Below are 14035 nucleotides of genomic sequence, written 5' to 3'. Positions count from 1 at the left end.
CGCGAGCTGCATCTGCATGGAGCTACGCTCCCTTTCCGATTGATCGGATGGACGAAAGAGAAAAACCGGTGCCCACTTTTTCTGCCATCCTTCTAGAACCCATCCTCGAAGCTGCGCAGAGACTTGCCGCGCTGGGACTGCTCGACAAGGCGGGCGACCCTCTCTGCCAGCGCCTGGGCGTCTTCACCCGGCTGCTGGTGAACGTGGATCTCCACCTTGCTCATCTGCGCCGCAGCGGCGGCAGGAGCGGCGCCAGCGGCGGGCGCGAGCGCCATGGCGCCCGCACCTGCCACTGCGCCCGCCATGCGCCCCATCGCGCGCACCGGTCGCCCGCGCCCCTGATCGAGGCCGATGCCGAGGCCGGAGGCGACGTGCCCGCCCATTTCCATCATCAGGCGCGAAGGGCTCTTGATGCCGAGGTAGTTCTTGAAGGCCTGCACGCCGGTCTTGGCCATCGAGATCAGCTTCACTGCCAGCGCCATGGGGTTGATCGCCATGAGCAGGCCTTCCATCATCATCCGGCCGATGTTGGTCATCCACCCGGGCAGCGCGCCGACCACGCCTTTCACCGCAGCAACCCCGGCGTTGAAGGCCCCCTTGATCCGGTCCCAATTGGCATAGACCAGGTATCCGAGCCCGGCGATGGCAGCGCCGATCAGCGCAACCGGCAAGGTTATCGTGCCAACGATCGCCGCCATGGCCGCGCCGATGATGGGCAGGGCGGCGGTGAAGAAGCCGCCCACCGTGACGATGATGGGGCCGAGCGTGGCAATCGCGCTGGCGATTGCCGCAACCCCGACCAGTACCGGGCCGAGCACGGCAGCGGCCCCGCCGACGATGACGATCCACTTGCGGGTTTCGGGTGAGAGCGAGGAGAACGACTCGATCAGGCCGGTGAAGGTCTGGACCAAGGGCGTGAGCGCGGGAATGAGCTGCTGGCCGACGATCAGCGACATGTTCTGCCATGCCGCCTCGGATGCGCGCAGCTGGTTGGCCCCGCTTCTTCACAGACCCTTGCGGCCAGCGCTGGTTCGCTGGGAACTCTGGCTTTGATGCGGCTTAATATGGCCGGGAGGCCAACAGCCAATACGACGATATTCGGATCGAGTGCGGGCACGCCAAAGGTTCTCGCGCAGATCCTGACCACAGGTCAAATCCGCATCTCACTGGCTGGCGCAACCGGCTCAGCCTTCGCAAGAATTGAAAGCAACTTTACCGGAGCTGTTCCCGGCGATGGTCTTTGTGACGGAAATGACCACGATATCCTCATTTCGTGGGATACCTCACAGGCTGATCAGGCGCTTGGGCGTAGCCTCTTTGTGAACGGCACCGATGCCGACAGTTCCGGCGCCACCTGGGCAACCGGCACAGTTGGTTATGCTACAGCGATCAACGCTTATCGTATCGGCAACGTGGGTGGTGGCACCAGAGATCTCAAACTCGGCGCTTTCATCCTTTGCTGCACCGAGCGCGTGGACCTTACCGATGGTGCGAAGCGCGCGTTGTTCGCTGCCGACTACCTCAGGGACGGTGGACTTGGTCCGTTCTCGGCTCGCCCTGCGTTCTTGCTGACTGGCACTGCAGGTCAAGCTGGGGGCTGGAACGATGCGACGACCGGCATGAATTGGGGCACCGGCTTCAAGTTCAAGCCGTTAGCGCCCTCTGCCGCCGTTGATGTGACGGGCGCCGCCTGGTCCTAGCGTGTCACACGACAATTGGGTTGGCTCGGCGTCTGCGAAGGGCAGCGCCTGCCAGCCCTATGCCAAGAATCATAAGTGCCCAGGTTGCAGGCTCTGGGACTACTGAAAACGAAACTGACGATATGCTGAAAGCGCTGCCGTCAGCAGAAAAGACACGGGAGGCGTATGTTCCTCCGGAATTCGTTATAAGGGCAGTTTGATAGCCTGGCTCCGCATCGGCTAAAATAGTCAGGGAAGGTCCGAACATATTCTGGCCGAAAATCAACAATGGCGCTGTCGAGGAAAAGGTAATCGAGTTGTAGCCGTGACGGCGGCTAGAACCAACTGCCAAGGACTGTTGTGCATCGAGGAAGACTGCGCCGTTGCTTACGTTAAGACTTTTTCGCTCAATATCAGCGCCGTAAGATGGTGCTGTGGTGTAGGCAAAATTTTCAAAGCCGAGGAATTGCTCACGCCAAACCAGGGTTCCTAAAGGATGGGTGATAAAATATCCGGGGCCGTTATCGAAGCTTACGATCTTCTCTGCCGCCCAACTTGGACCGGATCCGAAGCATAGTACTGCCCCGGCCAACAAAGCCTTGAAACGCATATAAATCTCCCAGAGTCGCCGCCCATGGGGATGCTTTCAGCGCGTTAACCAAGAGTCGAGTCTGAGAATCAGTCCGGATTGGCGGAAAGCCCCCGGCCGGAAAAGGGACAAATCGGCCGGGGGAGTGTCGGTCTGACGACGATCTGCGGAGTCGTCGTCTACAGGATACGCTCATTAACCATCCCGCCAATGCCTTTTGTTGCACAAGTTAGCACAGGGGCGAGATTGTAGAATCAAGTCTGTTCCACTTATGTTCTACCATGGGAAACAAGCGCCTCGACAAGATCGGTGACTACGTCCGGCATGGGTTCGACCTGCAGGCGTTCTGCAAGTGTGGGCACAAAGCGAAGATCGATGCTGCGGCCCTGGCAAATCGACTTCACATGCAGCGCCAGAGCCCGATGATGATGTTCATTGAAGCGAAGCTGCGATGCTCGAAGTGCGGGCGCAAGGACGTGACTTGCGGGCCTGGGTGGAAAGTTAGCTAGCGCTTGTTTGGCTTGTAGAGCCTCCACCCAGCCCCGGTGAGTTCAATCACTTTGGTGCATCTATGACACGCGGACCGCAATCCGGTTGCGGAGTGATGTAACAAGCTAGGATCTGGCCGGTGATAACCGACCAAGCACGCGATTGAGAACATTTGGGTGACCAGTGCGATGATTATCGCGTGCGGATAACCCATTGGAAAATATAGAGTCTATAGAGAGGTTGCGCGAAGTTGTGTAGCAGTCTCTCGGTTCGTCTCATTCTTTTGCCCGGGAACTAGAGGGACATTAACTCAAGTCAACTTTTGCCGTCCTCCGGCCGATGCCGCCTCTCACTGGACTGCGAGGGCTGGAACCGCTTCCGCTACATCAACGGCATGGCCTGGGCGATCTGGGACGAAGAGGGCGCCTGGCGGTGGTAGAAATATCGGCAATTATATACTTTACTTAGCAGCGTGATTGCGGCATACAATCCGCATGGCAACGAACATTACAGACCCGATCTTCCACGACGAAGCCAAGGCGCTTGCTCACATTGAAGCATCGCGCTGGAACGGTGAGCCTTCATGCCCTCACTGTGGTTCGCTTCGCGTTCGCCGGATGGAAGGCAAGACGCAGGCTGGCATGTTCCTTTGCAACGATTGCCGCGACAAGTTCACCGTTCGCACTGGCACAGTCATGGAGCGCAGCCATGTGCCGCTTCACAAGTGGCTTCTGGCAACGCATCTCATGGCCGCATCAAAGAAGGGCATGAGCGCAAAGCAGATGGAACGTATGCTTGGCGTCACCTACAAGACGGCGTGGTTCCTTTGCCACCGTATCCGCGAAGCTATGGACGGTGCGGCTCGTACGGGCCCCATGGGCGGCCCTGATGCCGTTGTCGAAGCCGACGAAACCTATGTGGGTGGCAAAGCTAAGAACCGCGCCACCCGTAAGCCTGCCGCGAAGAAAGCTGTTGTTGCCCTAGTGCAGCGTGACGGGATTGCGCGCAGCTTCCACGTTGCAAACGTGAACGCTTCAACCGTCCGTTCGCTGATCGTGACCAACATCGACCGCGCTTCGGTTCTCATGACCGACGAAAGCCCCGTCTACTACCGTCTCGGCAAAGAGTTCACCAACCACTACGCGGTGAACCACAGCGCCAAGGAATACGTGACCACTGGCGGCTTCAAGCACAGCAACACCGCTGAAAACTTCTTTTCCATCTTCAAGCGCGGCGTGATCGGCACGTATCACCACATGAGCGAAGCCCACCTTGGCCGCTACTGCGCCGAGTTCGATCTGCGCTACAACACGCGCGGTATGACTGATGGCGAACGCGCTGCACGCATTCTCAAGGGTGGTGAAGGCCGTCGCCTTACCTATCGGCGGATTGACAAACTCGCCGCCTAAGAAGGCGGTGATCCCCCGCCAGCGCGGGGAGAGACGCAAAGGCTACTTTGACTGACTCGACTCCTTGCCCCGCTTCCCGTTAGCCTTGTGTGGCTTGTGGGGGGTGGTGAGCATGCGCTTGAGCGCCGCCTCTCTTCGGGCTTCGGTTTCCGCTTCGGAATAGGTTTCGGGATCATCTGTCATGGCAAACCATATAACCTACCGCTCAAGCCGTGCCAAACTTGAGTGGGCGCAATCCCAGATGAACATTCTGGAACAGGGACTGGAATCCCTGGTCAAGCAACAGGACAACTCCGCTTTCTTCAAAATGGGCAAAGAGAAGGGGGAACTTCTCATCCAAGGTGCGCAAATCCATGATGTTCCCGATATCCTGTCGGTACATGTCGGACGCATCATTGGCGCACTGCGCAGCGCGCTCGATAACCTCATCGTTCAGACAGTGCAAACCGCCGATCCCACCGTAAACACCCGCAACACCGTATTCCCCATATCTGGGAACACTGAAAAACCGGGATGTCACAAGTGGATGGGAGAAAAGATAAGGGGCCTTCCCACCAGCTACCGTGACATTGTTGTCGATGCGAAGCCGTACCGTGGCGGGAACGATAAAATTTTTGCCATCCACAGTTTGCGAAACGAGGATGAACATCTCGCGATCAACATCGTGGCCCTGCGCCGAAACGCCGTCATTTCGAGCGGCTCTCATTTCGTCGTAGTCAAAAGCGAGGGTGCGGATGGCAAAATAATATACACACCCACCGTCACGCAGTTTCCCGACGAGTTCAGCGTTCAGACCAAAATTGAGTTTAGCGGAGGCGTTGCGGGCGGTTGGGAGGTTGTCCCGGCCATTAGCGACTTCATTGCCGCCGTAGGTGACATCATCCAAAAGTTTGAGGCCGTTTAACACCGGCTCGTCAACTGCCGAAATCACGCGGCTTGTGGTAATCTTGATAGCACCAGCCTGTCGCTGATTGGATTCGCACATCTCGGTTGCTCACTCAAGTATATAATTGCCGAAATATCCGTTAAAATATTGGCCTAGCCTCGTCCCAGATTTGGACGGCGGTGTAACGGTTCTTTCGCGAATCAAAAGTAATGTCATCTTCGACGCAACGATCAGCGGAGGATGCCATGCTTACAGTTGCAGAGCAGTACTCAAAGCGCCGAAATGTCGTGCGTCGTCACCATTACATCATGCTTCTGAAGTCGTCCGACGACCGTATGACCAAGCAGGTAGAAATGTTCGCAGCCGATATCCAAGAGGCGATCGACTTAGGCTGCAGATCGGAGATCTATAACGAGGTTGAAATCTGGGAAGATGGAGCAAGCCGCGGCGTACGCAAGCTGCATTGATCGACAGATCAATTGCACAATCGGGCGAATGGCTATGCAAGCCATCGATTGATGATCAAATGTCGGCGTGCCAACCGACTTGTGAAGGCAAATGATGTCCGGGGCATTTGGGACTTTCCAATGCGTGTGGAGAATTGAGCCAATTACAATCGCTCCGGCAACGCTTACTTTTCCAACAGCGCCAACACAACATCACCAAGCATTGCTATATCTTCCCCCGCAAAACCGAGCAGGCGGCGTCGGGGGTATCTGGTACGTACAGTCTTGCCATTGCGCGCGCGACCGACGAAGTCTTTCTTGCCGAAGTGGTGCGCGGCGGCGGTGTGACCGACCATGCCCTCGAACCCGAGCGAACCTTCGTCCTCGCCCGCGCGCAGGTTCATAGACCGGGCGAGCTTGATCCTGGGGAACATCTTCTTGGCGCGCCTTACACGGCCCTTGCCCGAAGCCAGGCGCTTCCGTGGCTTGCGCGGCTCCATGGCGCTGCCGTCGGGCTGGATGTTGGCGGCGATGCGCCTGGCGTTTTCACGTCGCAGGGCTTCCATGGCCTTGCGCATGGCCCGGCGGCGCTGACCGGGGCCAAGACGATTGAGGTATGCCGCGAGGAAGGGTTCGAGCTCGGCAAGGTCTGAGTTGTCAGGACTTGGCATGGTCAGTCGGCCTCGAACGGCGCGACCTTGATCGGCATGCCATCATTGGCGCGCGCCCAGAGCGAGGTAAGCGGGCCGGCGGCATCGCGCAGCGGCTCGGCATCGGGGAACAGCGGAACCTGCTCGGGCACGACGGCGAGCTGCCAGCCACCTTCACCCACGGCTGTTGCCGTCACGATCTCGCGCAGGGGCAGGGTCATCTTCACGTCGAAGGTAGTGTCGTTGATCACGTCCACCTCGAAGGGGAAGCCCGGCGCGTTGGGCTGGATCACATCGGGCTGCTGGGAGCGCAGCCAATCAACCACCACAAAGAACAGGCCCTCGGGCTCACGCGTGAAATCCTCGGCGACGACGATGAGCTGGTATTCCCAGGCAAAGCCGCGCTGGGCTGTTCCGCTGGCCCGCACGCTGCCCTGTTCAACCCACATCGCCAGCCTGTCGGGATCGCGGGCAAGTTCGGGATAGAGCGCCCCGATGGCGGCGCGGAGCAAGGCGGGCTTCTTCACGCGCTCAGTCCTTCCGCTGCTGTTTCAGCACTTCGATGTGCCAGGTGTGCCGCGCCGCCTTCACCAGCATGGCAAGGGCGAGCAGGCCGAACAGGATCGAGACGATCAGGAGTTCGGTGCGCATCACGCTCCTCCGTTCGGGCCGGGGGGCGGGTTGCCGGTCTGCAGGCCGATCCGCCTGCGGAACAGGAACGCCGCGCCATCGAGCAGCAGGGGAAAGCCGACGAAGCCCTGCCCGATCGAGAGCAGCACTGCGGCGACCGGATCGAGCTGCTGGTAGCTGACCAATACAACTGAAATTGTCGCAAAGGCGGGAAGGGCGGAAAGCTCTGCTAGGGCGATGTATTGCCGGCGGCGGCGCCAATGCAGTTCGAGCACGGGATCATCGGGGAATTCCGGCGATGCGCCATAGAGCTTGAGGCCGAGCCGCGCGACAACAACCGTGGTGGCGGCGAACAGCGATGCGGCCCACCAGAACAGGAATTCGCGCCAGTCTTCGAGGTTGCTACCCACGTTGATCAGTCCCACAGGTTCACGGTTTCGAGGGTTTGCGATGCGGCCGTCGGAGGATCCGGCAGCGTCACGGCGGTGCCCTCGGCAATCACGGGGCCAAGCGCGGCGAGCAGGGGATTGAGTTCGAGCGCAGCTTCCACAACGCCGCCCGATGTGGTGCCCAGCTCCCGCCAGCACATCGCGTCGAGCGTGTCGCCCCGCTGTGCGGTTACGGTGCTGGGCATGGCGCATCGCTCGGCGGATTGAAGGCATCCCATGACAGGCGGTACGGCCAGTAGAGCGGCCAGAGCATGCTCGCCAAGAACGCAGGCACGCCGGGGACAGGATCGCAAGCGCGAGCAAAGCGTGTGCCCTGATGACCGAAGGTCAGCACAGAACCCAGCAGGTAGATTGCTGCGAGGATGGAGAGCCTCTTCATCAGATCAGCTCCACGGTGGTGCGCGGTGCGCCGAGGATGTCGCGGATCGCGGCGGTGGCGTGCTTGCGATAGTCCTCGGCGGTGAGCAGCTGGGGCTCGGCGCGGGTCTGGCCATCGGTGGTGGCGGAAAGATCGCGGTGCAGCTCGGCCAGCTCTGCACCGGCGTGGAAGCGTGCGGCGCGGGTATAGAGCACGGTCAGGCGATGTTCGCCGCCGATGGTGCGTTCGGGATCGACCTCGGCCAGGGCAGCGAAGCCTTCGGATTCCTTCGTCGCGCGCCACCATGCCAGTTCGCCTTCGACGGTGAGCAGCCCGCCTTCGATCGCGCCGACCAGGCGCGCATGCGTGACCTGATCGGTGATGCGCAGGGCATCGCGCATCGCGTTGCAGTCAATGTCGGGATACCAGCCATCGCCCGCGACGACGGAGCTTTCCGGCGAGGTGGGCGAGGCTGGCAGCGCGACGAAGGACATGGCGGTCTCTCAAAAATGGGGGGTGGGGAAATTGGCCTTGCGGCTGCTGCCTCCGGTCACTTTCCGCCCCCCGGCTCGGGTGGAGCAGCTCGTTAAAACGGGTGTTCGATGGCGCTTTCGTTCCACCAGTGTTCAACCTGTCGACCGTCGGCGGCTTTGTACCGGACGAAGTAGGAGGTCTCGGCGTCGAGATAGGTGGCAACGCCGATGACGATGCCCGTTTCCTTTGACTGATCGAGGGAGACCTTTTCGCCAAGTCCGAACATGGGTTTGCGGGGCTGAGACATGCAGTTCACTCCTTGCTTGCGGGGGAATTTTCGGTGCCGGCCTTCTTGAGTTCGCGATCGAGCGCTTCGATCAGTTTCTTTACGCCAGCGCCCTTGTCGAGCGTCAGCGCGGACTGGAAGCAATCGCGGGCGTTCTTGAGCAGGGCAGATTTGCCACCGGCAACGGCATTGTCGGCGGTGGCGTCGAAGGCATCGGCGGCGCGCTGGAAAGCGATGCCGAGCGCCTTGTAGAGCTTGGCTTCGACCTGGTCGAACATGTCGCGGCCCTGCAGAAGCGCGTCGAACTTCTGCAGCGTGACCAGATCGACGTTCGGTTCGGGCGTAAGACCGGCTTCTGCCACCTGTTCGGCGATCAGGGTGGCGGGCTGGCGCTTGTAGCGCTCGGGCAGGGCGAGGCCGTGGCGCAGGAAGTGTTCGGCAAGGCGGTAGGCCAGATCCCAGTCAGCGATATCAAGCGACCAGATCAGCATGTTGCCGACGATTTCGTCCTGCGCCGGGGTCGCGGCCGCAAGCGCGCCTTCGACCCATGGCAGGTACTGGCCGATCATGCCGCGCTTGGCCTCGATCTTCTTGGCCGTGCCCTGGATCTGGCGCAGGCGGTTCATGTCGATCTGCAGAGCGGCGAGGAGCTGCTGGTACTCGGACGCAACAGGGCCCTCGGTTGGCATCGGAGCAGCTGCGCCTTCGCGCGCGATGGTACCACCGGCGAGAGCCGCGAGTTTGCGTTGAAAGCTGGCTTTGGCGGGGGACAGCATGGGCGGCTCCTCTGGTGGGGTGGCCAAGCTATTCGGCGCTTGGCCGGCCAGTTCGGTTAAGGAGCATCAGCTCCCCTTGCTGGCCTCTGTCTGGGCTCTTGCGGCCCCGCCCCGAATGGCAGGAACCGCCGTCAAAGCCTCCCGGTGGTATCTTCAAAAAACGCCCCTCTGGTTGGCTGACCAGACCAGAGGGGCAGTTGTCGCACCGAAGCGGGTCGAAGGCTTCGGCAGGGTCAGGTTACGCCGCGGCGTGCTCTTCGATGTTCTCGATGAGGCAGGCGTATTCGAGGTTCTCGATCACGTAGGCCTCGTTCGAGGACTGGTAATCGGTCACGCGATCGTATTCCGGCTCGTCCTTGATCAGGCGGCGGCGCTTGCCGTCCTGGTAATAGATCGAGAGGTTATCGAGGCGGGTGATGAACACCGTGCCGTTCGGGAAGCCCGGCACGCGCATGGCGGGCAGGCCACCCAGGCGCTTGGTGCTCATGATCACGTCGCGGGCGAGCTGCTCGGTCGGTGCTTCGTCCGAATTGATCATCGGGAAGTACTTGTCATGCAGCAGGTCCGAACCGACGATCGCCACCAGCTCGGTGTCGTTCTTGGCCCATTCGGCCAGGAGCGTTTCCTTGGCATCCCAGACTAGGGCGTCGAGCGTCTTGTAGTCTGCGCCGGCGGCGCTGCCGTAGGTCACCTTGCCAGCGACATCGGCGCCTTCATCCATGACGCGCGCAGCGTTCTCGAGGCGCATCTTCTGCAGCCAACCGATGTTGACGTCCTGAAGGCTGGCGTTCGCCGCGCGATCGGTGGCGGCAGCGGCGCTGGTGCCGTTGAAGCCGATCAGGATGCGATCGAGCGCGATGCGCTGCACGATGTTGTCGCGCCACAGGGTCTCGAATTCGGGGAACTTCGCCCAGAGGTCGATCTTGGCATAGCGCAGGGCGACGTCGAAGTTGGTCTGCACGCAGGCATAGGTGCGGTTGTCCATCGCCGAGGGATCGATGCCGTTGCGGCGGTTGCCGGCACCGGTGTTGGTGCGGCTTGCGATCGTGCTGCCGATGCCGAGGCCGATCAGCTCGCCCTGCATTTCATCGATCGGCGCGACGTTGATCATGCCGAGGAACGCGCTGCTTTCCTGCATGCGCTGTTCGAGCGTCTGCTGCACCGAAGGTTCAACGGTGAACTTGGCGGTCTGCGCGGTGGCCGCATCGATTTTGTTGAGCAGCGCGATGTGGCTGACCATCGCAAAGAACTTGGCCCGGGTTTCATTTTTCATGGATCGGTCCTCAAAAGTAGGGGAGGCAGTAGGGCGCGGGCGAGGTTGGAGTTTGCGGGATCAGCAGTCCGTGCGGGCTGCGTTGACGTTGCCACCGGTGGCGAGAGGGCGCTGGGTGAAGCCCTGCGGGTTCGAGCCGGGGACAATTGCCGGAGTGGCTTCGAGCTTGTCGGCCACGCTCTTCACGTCCGAGGTCAGCTTGTCGATCGACGCCTTGGTGGAGGTGGCGAGTTCCGTGACAGTGGTTGCCATCTGGGTGATAATCGCGCCGAACGCCGCCATGGCGGTGCCGTCCAGCTCGGGCGTCACCGGCGGCTCGACCACAACGACCGGCTCCTTCTGCTCCTGCTGGCCACCCGAGATGAAGCGGTCGAAGAAGGCCTTGGCCGAGGCAAGGACGCCGGTCGGGTCGGCATTGATCTCGGGCGCTTCTTCGATCTGCAGATCGGCCTCGATCGCGGCGGTGAACAGGTTCGCGGGATCCTGTTTGCGGGCGAGCAACGGGTTCTTGTCCCCCTGCGAGGCGGCGAACTGCAGCATCTCGGTGCCGAGGCTGGCGGGGCTGTCGGTCACGGCGAGGCCAACCAGGTAAGCCTTGCCGCTGTTGGCGAAGTTGGGGCTGATCTCGATCGAGGTGTAGAGCTTCTGGCGATCCTTATTGATCGCGAGCAGCTCGTCGGTCACGTCGAGCTCGGCGAAGAGGGCGAGCTTCTTTTCCTTCTTGCCGCCGAGCTCGATCTCGACATCTTCGGTCTTGAGCGAGAGCACGTCGCCATAGGACTTGAACGGCTTGTCGGCAGTGATGCCGCGAATGTGTTCCATGTTGACCCGTGCCGCGTAAGTTTCGCGGTTGTAGGTCGCGGCGGCGTCGGCCAGCCACTGCCGCTCGATCGTGCGGCCATCGGTGGTGGCACCTTCGACAGCCACTCGGAAAAATCGCGTCTTCGCCATGGGTTCGGCTCCGGTTTACCGCACTGCGCAGGGCTATCACGGCGATGTCATCATCGACGAGTGCTTCTGGATCTACGGCTTCGAGGAGTTGTTCAAGGTCGCCTCGGCGATGGCGACCCAGAAGCAATATACGATCACCCTGTTCTCGACGCCGAGCACGCTGGCCCACGAAGCCTATCCGATGTGGTGCGGCGATCGCTACAACCGCAAGCGCGCCAAGGCCGACCGGGTGCAGATCGACATCAGCCACGAGGCGCTGAAGGACGGGGATCTCGGCGCGGACGGGATATGGCGCCAGATCGTCACGATCTATGATGCGATCGACGGTGGCTTCGACCTGGTCGACCCCGAGCAGCTGCAGCAGCAGTATTCGCTCGAGGAATTCGACAACCTGTTCCGCTGCATCTTCCTCGATGACAGCCAGAGCATGTTTCCCTTCGCGATCATGCGCCGCTGCATGGTCGACAGCTGGGACGCCTGGGCCAAGGACTTCGAACCCTATGCTCTGCGCCCCTACGCGGGCGAGGTCTGGCTCGGCTACGATCCCAACGCCAGCGAGAACGGCACCGGCGACGATGCCGCGCTGGTGGCAGTGGCCGCGCCCGAGACGATCGGGGCCAAGTTCCGGGTTCTGGAAAAGAAGCGCCTGAAGGGCCTCGACTTTGCCGCGCAGGCCGAAGCGGTGCGCGAGATGCACGACAAGTACAACGTCACCAAGATCGGCATCGACGTGACCGGCCCGGGCAAGGCGGTGCACCAGCTGGTCGCCAAGTGGTTCCCCATGGCGCAGGCGATCACCTACTCGGTCGCCACCAAGACGCAGATGGTCCTGAAGGCCAAGAACGTCATCACCAGCAACCGTCTCGAGTTCGATGCCGGGTGGCTGGACCTGATGCAGGCCTTCATGGCGATCCGGCCCGAGATCACCAAGGGCGGTACGCAGGTGACCTATGTGGCGAGCCGCGCAGGCGGCACGGGCCACGCCGATCTTGCCTGGGCCGTGATGCACGCCCTGGCCTTCGAACCCCTCGACATCACCGAGCCCGCGAGCGGCACCACCACAGTGGAGGTTTACGATAATGACTAAGCGCAACAATCGGGCTCGGCGTTTGGCGCGGAACCATTCTGCCGACGTCGGGAACTTGCCGGTCTCGGCTAGCGCGATCAATGCGGATGGCACCAAGACGCCGGTTGAAGCCGACATCGCCTTCACCTTCGGCGATCCGGAGAGCGTGATCGACCGGCGCGAGATCTTCGACATGTTCGAGGTGGCGCACAACAATCGCTGGTACGAGCCGCCGATCAAACTGATCGGGCTGGGCCGCGCCTATCGCATGGCCCCGCACCACCAGAGCGCGATCCTGCTCAAGCGCAACCTGCTCACAGCGAGCTTCGTGCCCTCGCGCTGGCTGTCCATGGCCGAGTTCGAGAAGTGGGCGCTCGACTTCCTCGTGATGGGGAACGGCTACATGGAGCGAGTGGACAACCTGGCGGGCAGGCCGCTTGCGCTGCGATGCTCTCCGGCGGCATGGACGCGCGTCGGGCTGCAGCCTGACCAGTTCTTCTGGGCGCCGCGCACCGGGTGGATCTCCGATGCGATCGAATATCGCGCCGGGTCGATCTTCCACATGATGGAGCCCGACCCGATGCAGGAGATCTACGGCATGCCGGAATATCTCTCGGCCCTGCAGTCGGGCCTGCTCAACGAGGCGGCGACGATTTTCCGGCGGCGGTACTACCTCAACGGCAGCCACGCTGGCTTCATCCTCTACCTGGCCGATGAAGGCATCACCAACGAGAGCGCCGACGCGATCCGAAAGGCGCTGCGCGGGGCAAAGGGCATGGGGAACTTCCGCAACCTGTTCATCCACTCCGCCAAGGGCAAGCCTGACGGGATCAAGCTCCTGCCGATTGCCGAGGTGGGATCGAAGGACGAGTTCCTCAACATCAAGAGCGTGACCGCCGAGGACCTGCTGGCAGCGCAGCATTGCAGGCCGAAGCTCCGGCTCGCGGGGCTTCAACGCCTTCTTGATCAGCGCTGCCGGGTCCGTTTCGGCTAGCCCGCTCGAAATTGCCCAGACGAACACATCCGAGACGTGAATGCGAACGCGATGCGCCATTTCCAGTGCGCCGGTCTTTTCGATCTTCCGTATGGCATCTAGCACCATCGGCGCGGAAACCTTTTTGATCGGGATCGCGCCGAACTCCTTGAACACGTGCCGCTCGAATCGTTCTAGGATTTGTCGAGCGTATCGAGGTGCTCGATTCGACGTGGCTTCCCGGTGCCACTCCCGTGCCACCAGCTCGAAGCTGTCGAGAGCCTCCGCCCGCTTGGTGACCTTCTCCTGATGTCGCACCACCGAAGGGTCCTGCCCGTCGTCCACCAGCGCTTGAAGTTCGTTCCGCGCCTTCCTGGCTGCAGCGAGCGATAACTCGGGATAGGTGCCTAGCACGATTTGCTTCTGCTTCCCGGCAAATCGATAGCGGAAGCGCCAGGACTTCGTGCCACCGGGCAGGGCATGCAGGTAGAGGTTCCCGCCGTCCGCCAAGCGCAGTTCTGGCGAAGTCGCCTTCAGGTTCCTGCAGGCCTTGTCGGTCAGCTTCATTCGATACCACCAGCGGTGCCATCAAAGTGATGGCACAGGGCTGATAACGGGTGGCAAAGGATGGGAAAAGAGGGAGGCTGAAAT

The 14035-nt window shown here is 61.2% G+C and carries 18 protein-coding genes and 1 pseudogene; 5 read left to right on the top strand and 14 right to left on the bottom strand.

Annotated features, from left to right (window positions below; all coding sequences use genetic code 11):
- Nucleotides 1-92 precede the first annotated feature (92 nt).
- Nucleotides 93-956: a hypothetical protein gene (locus IM701_RS07870; RefSeq protein WP_193826596.1), complete on the bottom strand. Its 864-nt coding sequence runs from the start codon at nucleotides 954-956 to the stop codon at nucleotides 93-95.
- 96 nt (nucleotides 957-1052) lie between these two features.
- On the opposite strand from IM701_RS07870, the gene IM701_RS07865 reads away from it, so the two are divergent.
- Entirely contained in the window at nucleotides 1053-1700 is a 648-nt protein-coding gene (locus tag IM701_RS07865) for a hypothetical protein (RefSeq protein ID WP_193826595.1), read from the top strand.
- Nucleotides 1701-1704: 4 nt separating this feature from the next.
- Here the strand turns inward: IM701_RS07865 and IM701_RS21860 are convergent, their stop codons facing one another.
- Nucleotides 1705-2289 (bottom strand): PEPxxWA-CTERM sorting domain-containing protein, encoded by a 585-nt coding sequence (locus IM701_RS21860; protein ID WP_230487612.1) that lies wholly within the window; start codon nucleotides 2287-2289, stop codon nucleotides 1705-1707.
- A gap of 962 nt (nucleotides 2290-3251) precedes the next feature.
- On the opposite strand from IM701_RS21860, the gene IM701_RS07855 reads away from it, so the two are divergent.
- Entirely contained in the window at nucleotides 3252-4166 is a 915-nt protein-coding gene (locus tag IM701_RS07855; RefSeq protein ID WP_193826594.1) for an IS1595 family transposase, read from the top strand.
- A 205-nt stretch (nucleotides 4167-4371) separates the two neighbouring features.
- Here IM701_RS07855 and IM701_RS07850 read toward each other — a convergent pair whose 3' ends face one another.
- Entirely contained in the window at nucleotides 4372-5151 is a 780-nt protein-coding gene (locus tag IM701_RS07850; protein WP_193826593.1) for a hypothetical protein, read from the bottom strand.
- Nucleotides 5152-5297: 146 nt separating this feature from the next.
- On the opposite strand from IM701_RS07850, the gene IM701_RS07845 reads away from it, so the two are divergent.
- Nucleotides 5298-5519: a hypothetical protein gene (locus tag IM701_RS07845; protein WP_193826592.1), complete on the top strand. Its 222-nt coding sequence runs from the start codon at nucleotides 5298-5300 to the stop codon at nucleotides 5517-5519.
- Nucleotides 5520-5683: 164 nt separating this feature from the next.
- Here IM701_RS07845 and IM701_RS07840 read toward each other — a convergent pair whose 3' ends face one another.
- From IM701_RS07840 to IM701_RS07795, 10 genes are all read right to left on the bottom strand, one after another.
- Nucleotides 5684-6169, bottom strand: a complete 486-nt coding sequence (locus IM701_RS07840) for a phage virion morphogenesis protein (protein ID WP_193826591.1) — start codon at nucleotides 6167-6169, stop codon at nucleotides 5684-5686.
- Nucleotides 6170-6171: 2 nt separating this feature from the next.
- On the bottom strand, nucleotides 6172-6675 hold the full coding sequence (locus IM701_RS07835; protein ID WP_193826590.1) for a phage tail protein: 504 nt from the start codon (nucleotides 6673-6675) through the stop codon (nucleotides 6172-6174).
- 123 nt (nucleotides 6676-6798) lie between these two features.
- On the bottom strand, nucleotides 6799-7188 hold the full coding sequence (locus IM701_RS07830; RefSeq protein WP_193826589.1) for a hypothetical protein: 390 nt from the start codon (nucleotides 7186-7188) through the stop codon (nucleotides 6799-6801).
- A gap of 5 nt (nucleotides 7189-7193) precedes the next feature.
- Nucleotides 7194-7412, bottom strand: coding sequence for a tail protein X (locus tag IM701_RS07825; RefSeq protein WP_193826588.1), 219 nt, complete (start codon nucleotides 7410-7412; stop codon nucleotides 7194-7196).
- Nucleotides 7397-7606 (bottom strand): hypothetical protein, encoded by a 210-nt coding sequence (locus IM701_RS07820; RefSeq protein WP_193826587.1) that lies wholly within the window; start codon nucleotides 7604-7606, stop codon nucleotides 7397-7399. The genes IM701_RS07825 and IM701_RS07820 overlap by 16 nt, the downstream gene beginning before the upstream one ends.
- Nucleotides 7606-8079: a head completion/stabilization protein gene (locus tag IM701_RS07815; protein WP_193826586.1), complete on the bottom strand. Its 474-nt coding sequence runs from the start codon at nucleotides 8077-8079 to the stop codon at nucleotides 7606-7608. The genes IM701_RS07820 and IM701_RS07815 overlap by 1 nt, the downstream gene beginning before the upstream one ends.
- A gap of 92 nt (nucleotides 8080-8171) precedes the next feature.
- Complete coding sequence (locus IM701_RS07810) at nucleotides 8172-8366, bottom strand: hypothetical protein (protein WP_193826585.1); 195 nt, start codon at nucleotides 8364-8366, stop codon at nucleotides 8172-8174.
- Between the two features lie 5 nt (nucleotides 8367-8371).
- Nucleotides 8372-9121: a phage terminase small subunit gene (gene gpM, locus IM701_RS07805; RefSeq protein ID WP_193826584.1), complete on the bottom strand. Its 750-nt coding sequence runs from the start codon at nucleotides 9119-9121 to the stop codon at nucleotides 8372-8374.
- Between the two features lie 238 nt (nucleotides 9122-9359).
- The gene (locus IM701_RS07800; protein WP_193826583.1) at nucleotides 9360-10394 is read right to left on the bottom strand and encodes a phage major capsid protein, P2 family; all 1035 of its coding nucleotides are present in this window, start codon (nucleotides 10392-10394) and stop codon (nucleotides 9360-9362) included.
- 60 nt (nucleotides 10395-10454) lie between these two features.
- Nucleotides 10455-11345: a GPO family capsid scaffolding protein gene (locus IM701_RS07795; protein ID WP_193826582.1), complete on the bottom strand. Its 891-nt coding sequence runs from the start codon at nucleotides 11343-11345 to the stop codon at nucleotides 10455-10457.
- On the opposite strand from IM701_RS07795, the gene IM701_RS07790 reads away from it, so the two are divergent.
- Nucleotides 11344-12432 (top strand): terminase large subunit domain-containing protein, encoded by a 1089-nt coding sequence (locus tag IM701_RS07790; RefSeq protein ID WP_193826581.1) that lies wholly within the window; start codon nucleotides 11344-11346, stop codon nucleotides 12430-12432. The genes IM701_RS07795 and IM701_RS07790 overlap by 2 nt on opposite strands.
- Nucleotides 12425-13405, top strand: a complete 981-nt coding sequence (locus IM701_RS21855) for a phage portal protein (protein ID WP_230487611.1) — start codon at nucleotides 12425-12427, stop codon at nucleotides 13403-13405. The genes IM701_RS07790 and IM701_RS21855 overlap by 8 nt, the downstream gene beginning before the upstream one ends.
- A gap of 345 nt (nucleotides 13406-13750) precedes the next feature.
- Here IM701_RS21855 and IM701_RS22275 read toward each other — a convergent pair.
- A pseudogene (locus IM701_RS22275) lies at nucleotides 13751-13951 on the bottom strand (Arm DNA-binding domain-containing protein); the annotation flags it as partial.
- Nucleotides 13952-14035: the final 84 nt, after the last annotated feature.

It is taken from the genome of Novosphingobium sp. ES2-1 (assembly GCF_015169775.1).
In the GTDB taxonomy this organism is placed as follows: Bacteria; Pseudomonadota; Alphaproteobacteria; order Sphingomonadales; family Sphingomonadaceae; genus Novosphingobium; species Novosphingobium subterraneum.
The sequence above is the reverse complement of the archived record's forward strand: the minus strand, read 5'-3'. Positions and strand labels throughout refer to the sequence as shown.

Bases quoted from the DNA above. Each gene is read 5' to 3' on its own strand.
- IM701_RS07870 (WP_193826596.1), bottom strand. From the start codon at position 956: ATGTCGCTGATCGTCGGCCAGCAGCTCATTCCCGCGCTCACGCCCTTG.
- gpM (WP_193826584.1), bottom strand. From the start codon at position 9,121: ATGCTGTCCCCCGCCAAAGCCAGCTTTCAACGCAAACTCGCGGCTCTC.
- IM701_RS07810 (WP_193826585.1), bottom strand. From the start codon at position 8,366: ATGTCTCAGCCCCGCAAACCCATGTTCGGACTTGGCGAAAAGGTCTCC.
- IM701_RS07840 (WP_193826591.1), bottom strand. From the start codon at position 6,169: ATGCCAAGTCCTGACAACTCAGACCTTGCCGAGCTCGAACCCTTCCTC.
- IM701_RS07820 (WP_193826587.1), bottom strand. From the start codon at position 7,606: ATGAAGAGGCTCTCCATCCTCGCAGCAATCTACCTGCTGGGTTCTGTG.
- IM701_RS07845 (WP_193826592.1), top strand. From the start codon at position 5,298: ATGCTTACAGTTGCAGAGCAGTACTCAAAGCGCCGAAATGTCGTGCGT.
- IM701_RS07855 (WP_193826594.1), top strand. From the start codon at position 3,252: ATGGCAACGAACATTACAGACCCGATCTTCCACGACGAAGCCAAGGCG.
- IM701_RS07800 (WP_193826583.1), bottom strand. From the start codon at position 10,394: ATGAAAAATGAAACCCGGGCCAAGTTCTTTGCGATGGTCAGCCACATC.
- IM701_RS21860 (WP_230487612.1), bottom strand. From the start codon at position 2,289: ATGCGTTTCAAGGCTTTGTTGGCCGGGGCAGTACTATGCTTCGGATCC.
- IM701_RS07865 (WP_193826595.1), top strand. From the start codon at position 1,053: ATGCGGCTTAATATGGCCGGGAGGCCAACAGCCAATACGACGATATTC.
- IM701_RS07795 (WP_193826582.1), bottom strand. From the start codon at position 11,345: ATGGCGAAGACGCGATTTTTCCGAGTGGCTGTCGAAGGTGCCACCACC.
- IM701_RS07790 (WP_193826581.1), top strand. From the start codon at position 11,344: ATGGGTTCGGCTCCGGTTTACCGCACTGCGCAGGGCTATCACGGCGAT.
- IM701_RS21855 (WP_230487611.1), top strand. From the start codon at position 12,425: ATGACTAAGCGCAACAATCGGGCTCGGCGTTTGGCGCGGAACCATTCT.
- IM701_RS07815 (WP_193826586.1), bottom strand. From the start codon at position 8,079: ATGTCCTTCGTCGCGCTGCCAGCCTCGCCCACCTCGCCGGAAAGCTCC.
- IM701_RS07825 (WP_193826588.1), bottom strand. From the start codon at position 7,412: ATGCCCAGCACCGTAACCGCACAGCGGGGCGACACGCTCGACGCGATG.
- IM701_RS07850 (WP_193826593.1), bottom strand. From the start codon at position 5,151: ATGTGCGAATCCAATCAGCGACAGGCTGGTGCTATCAAGATTACCACA.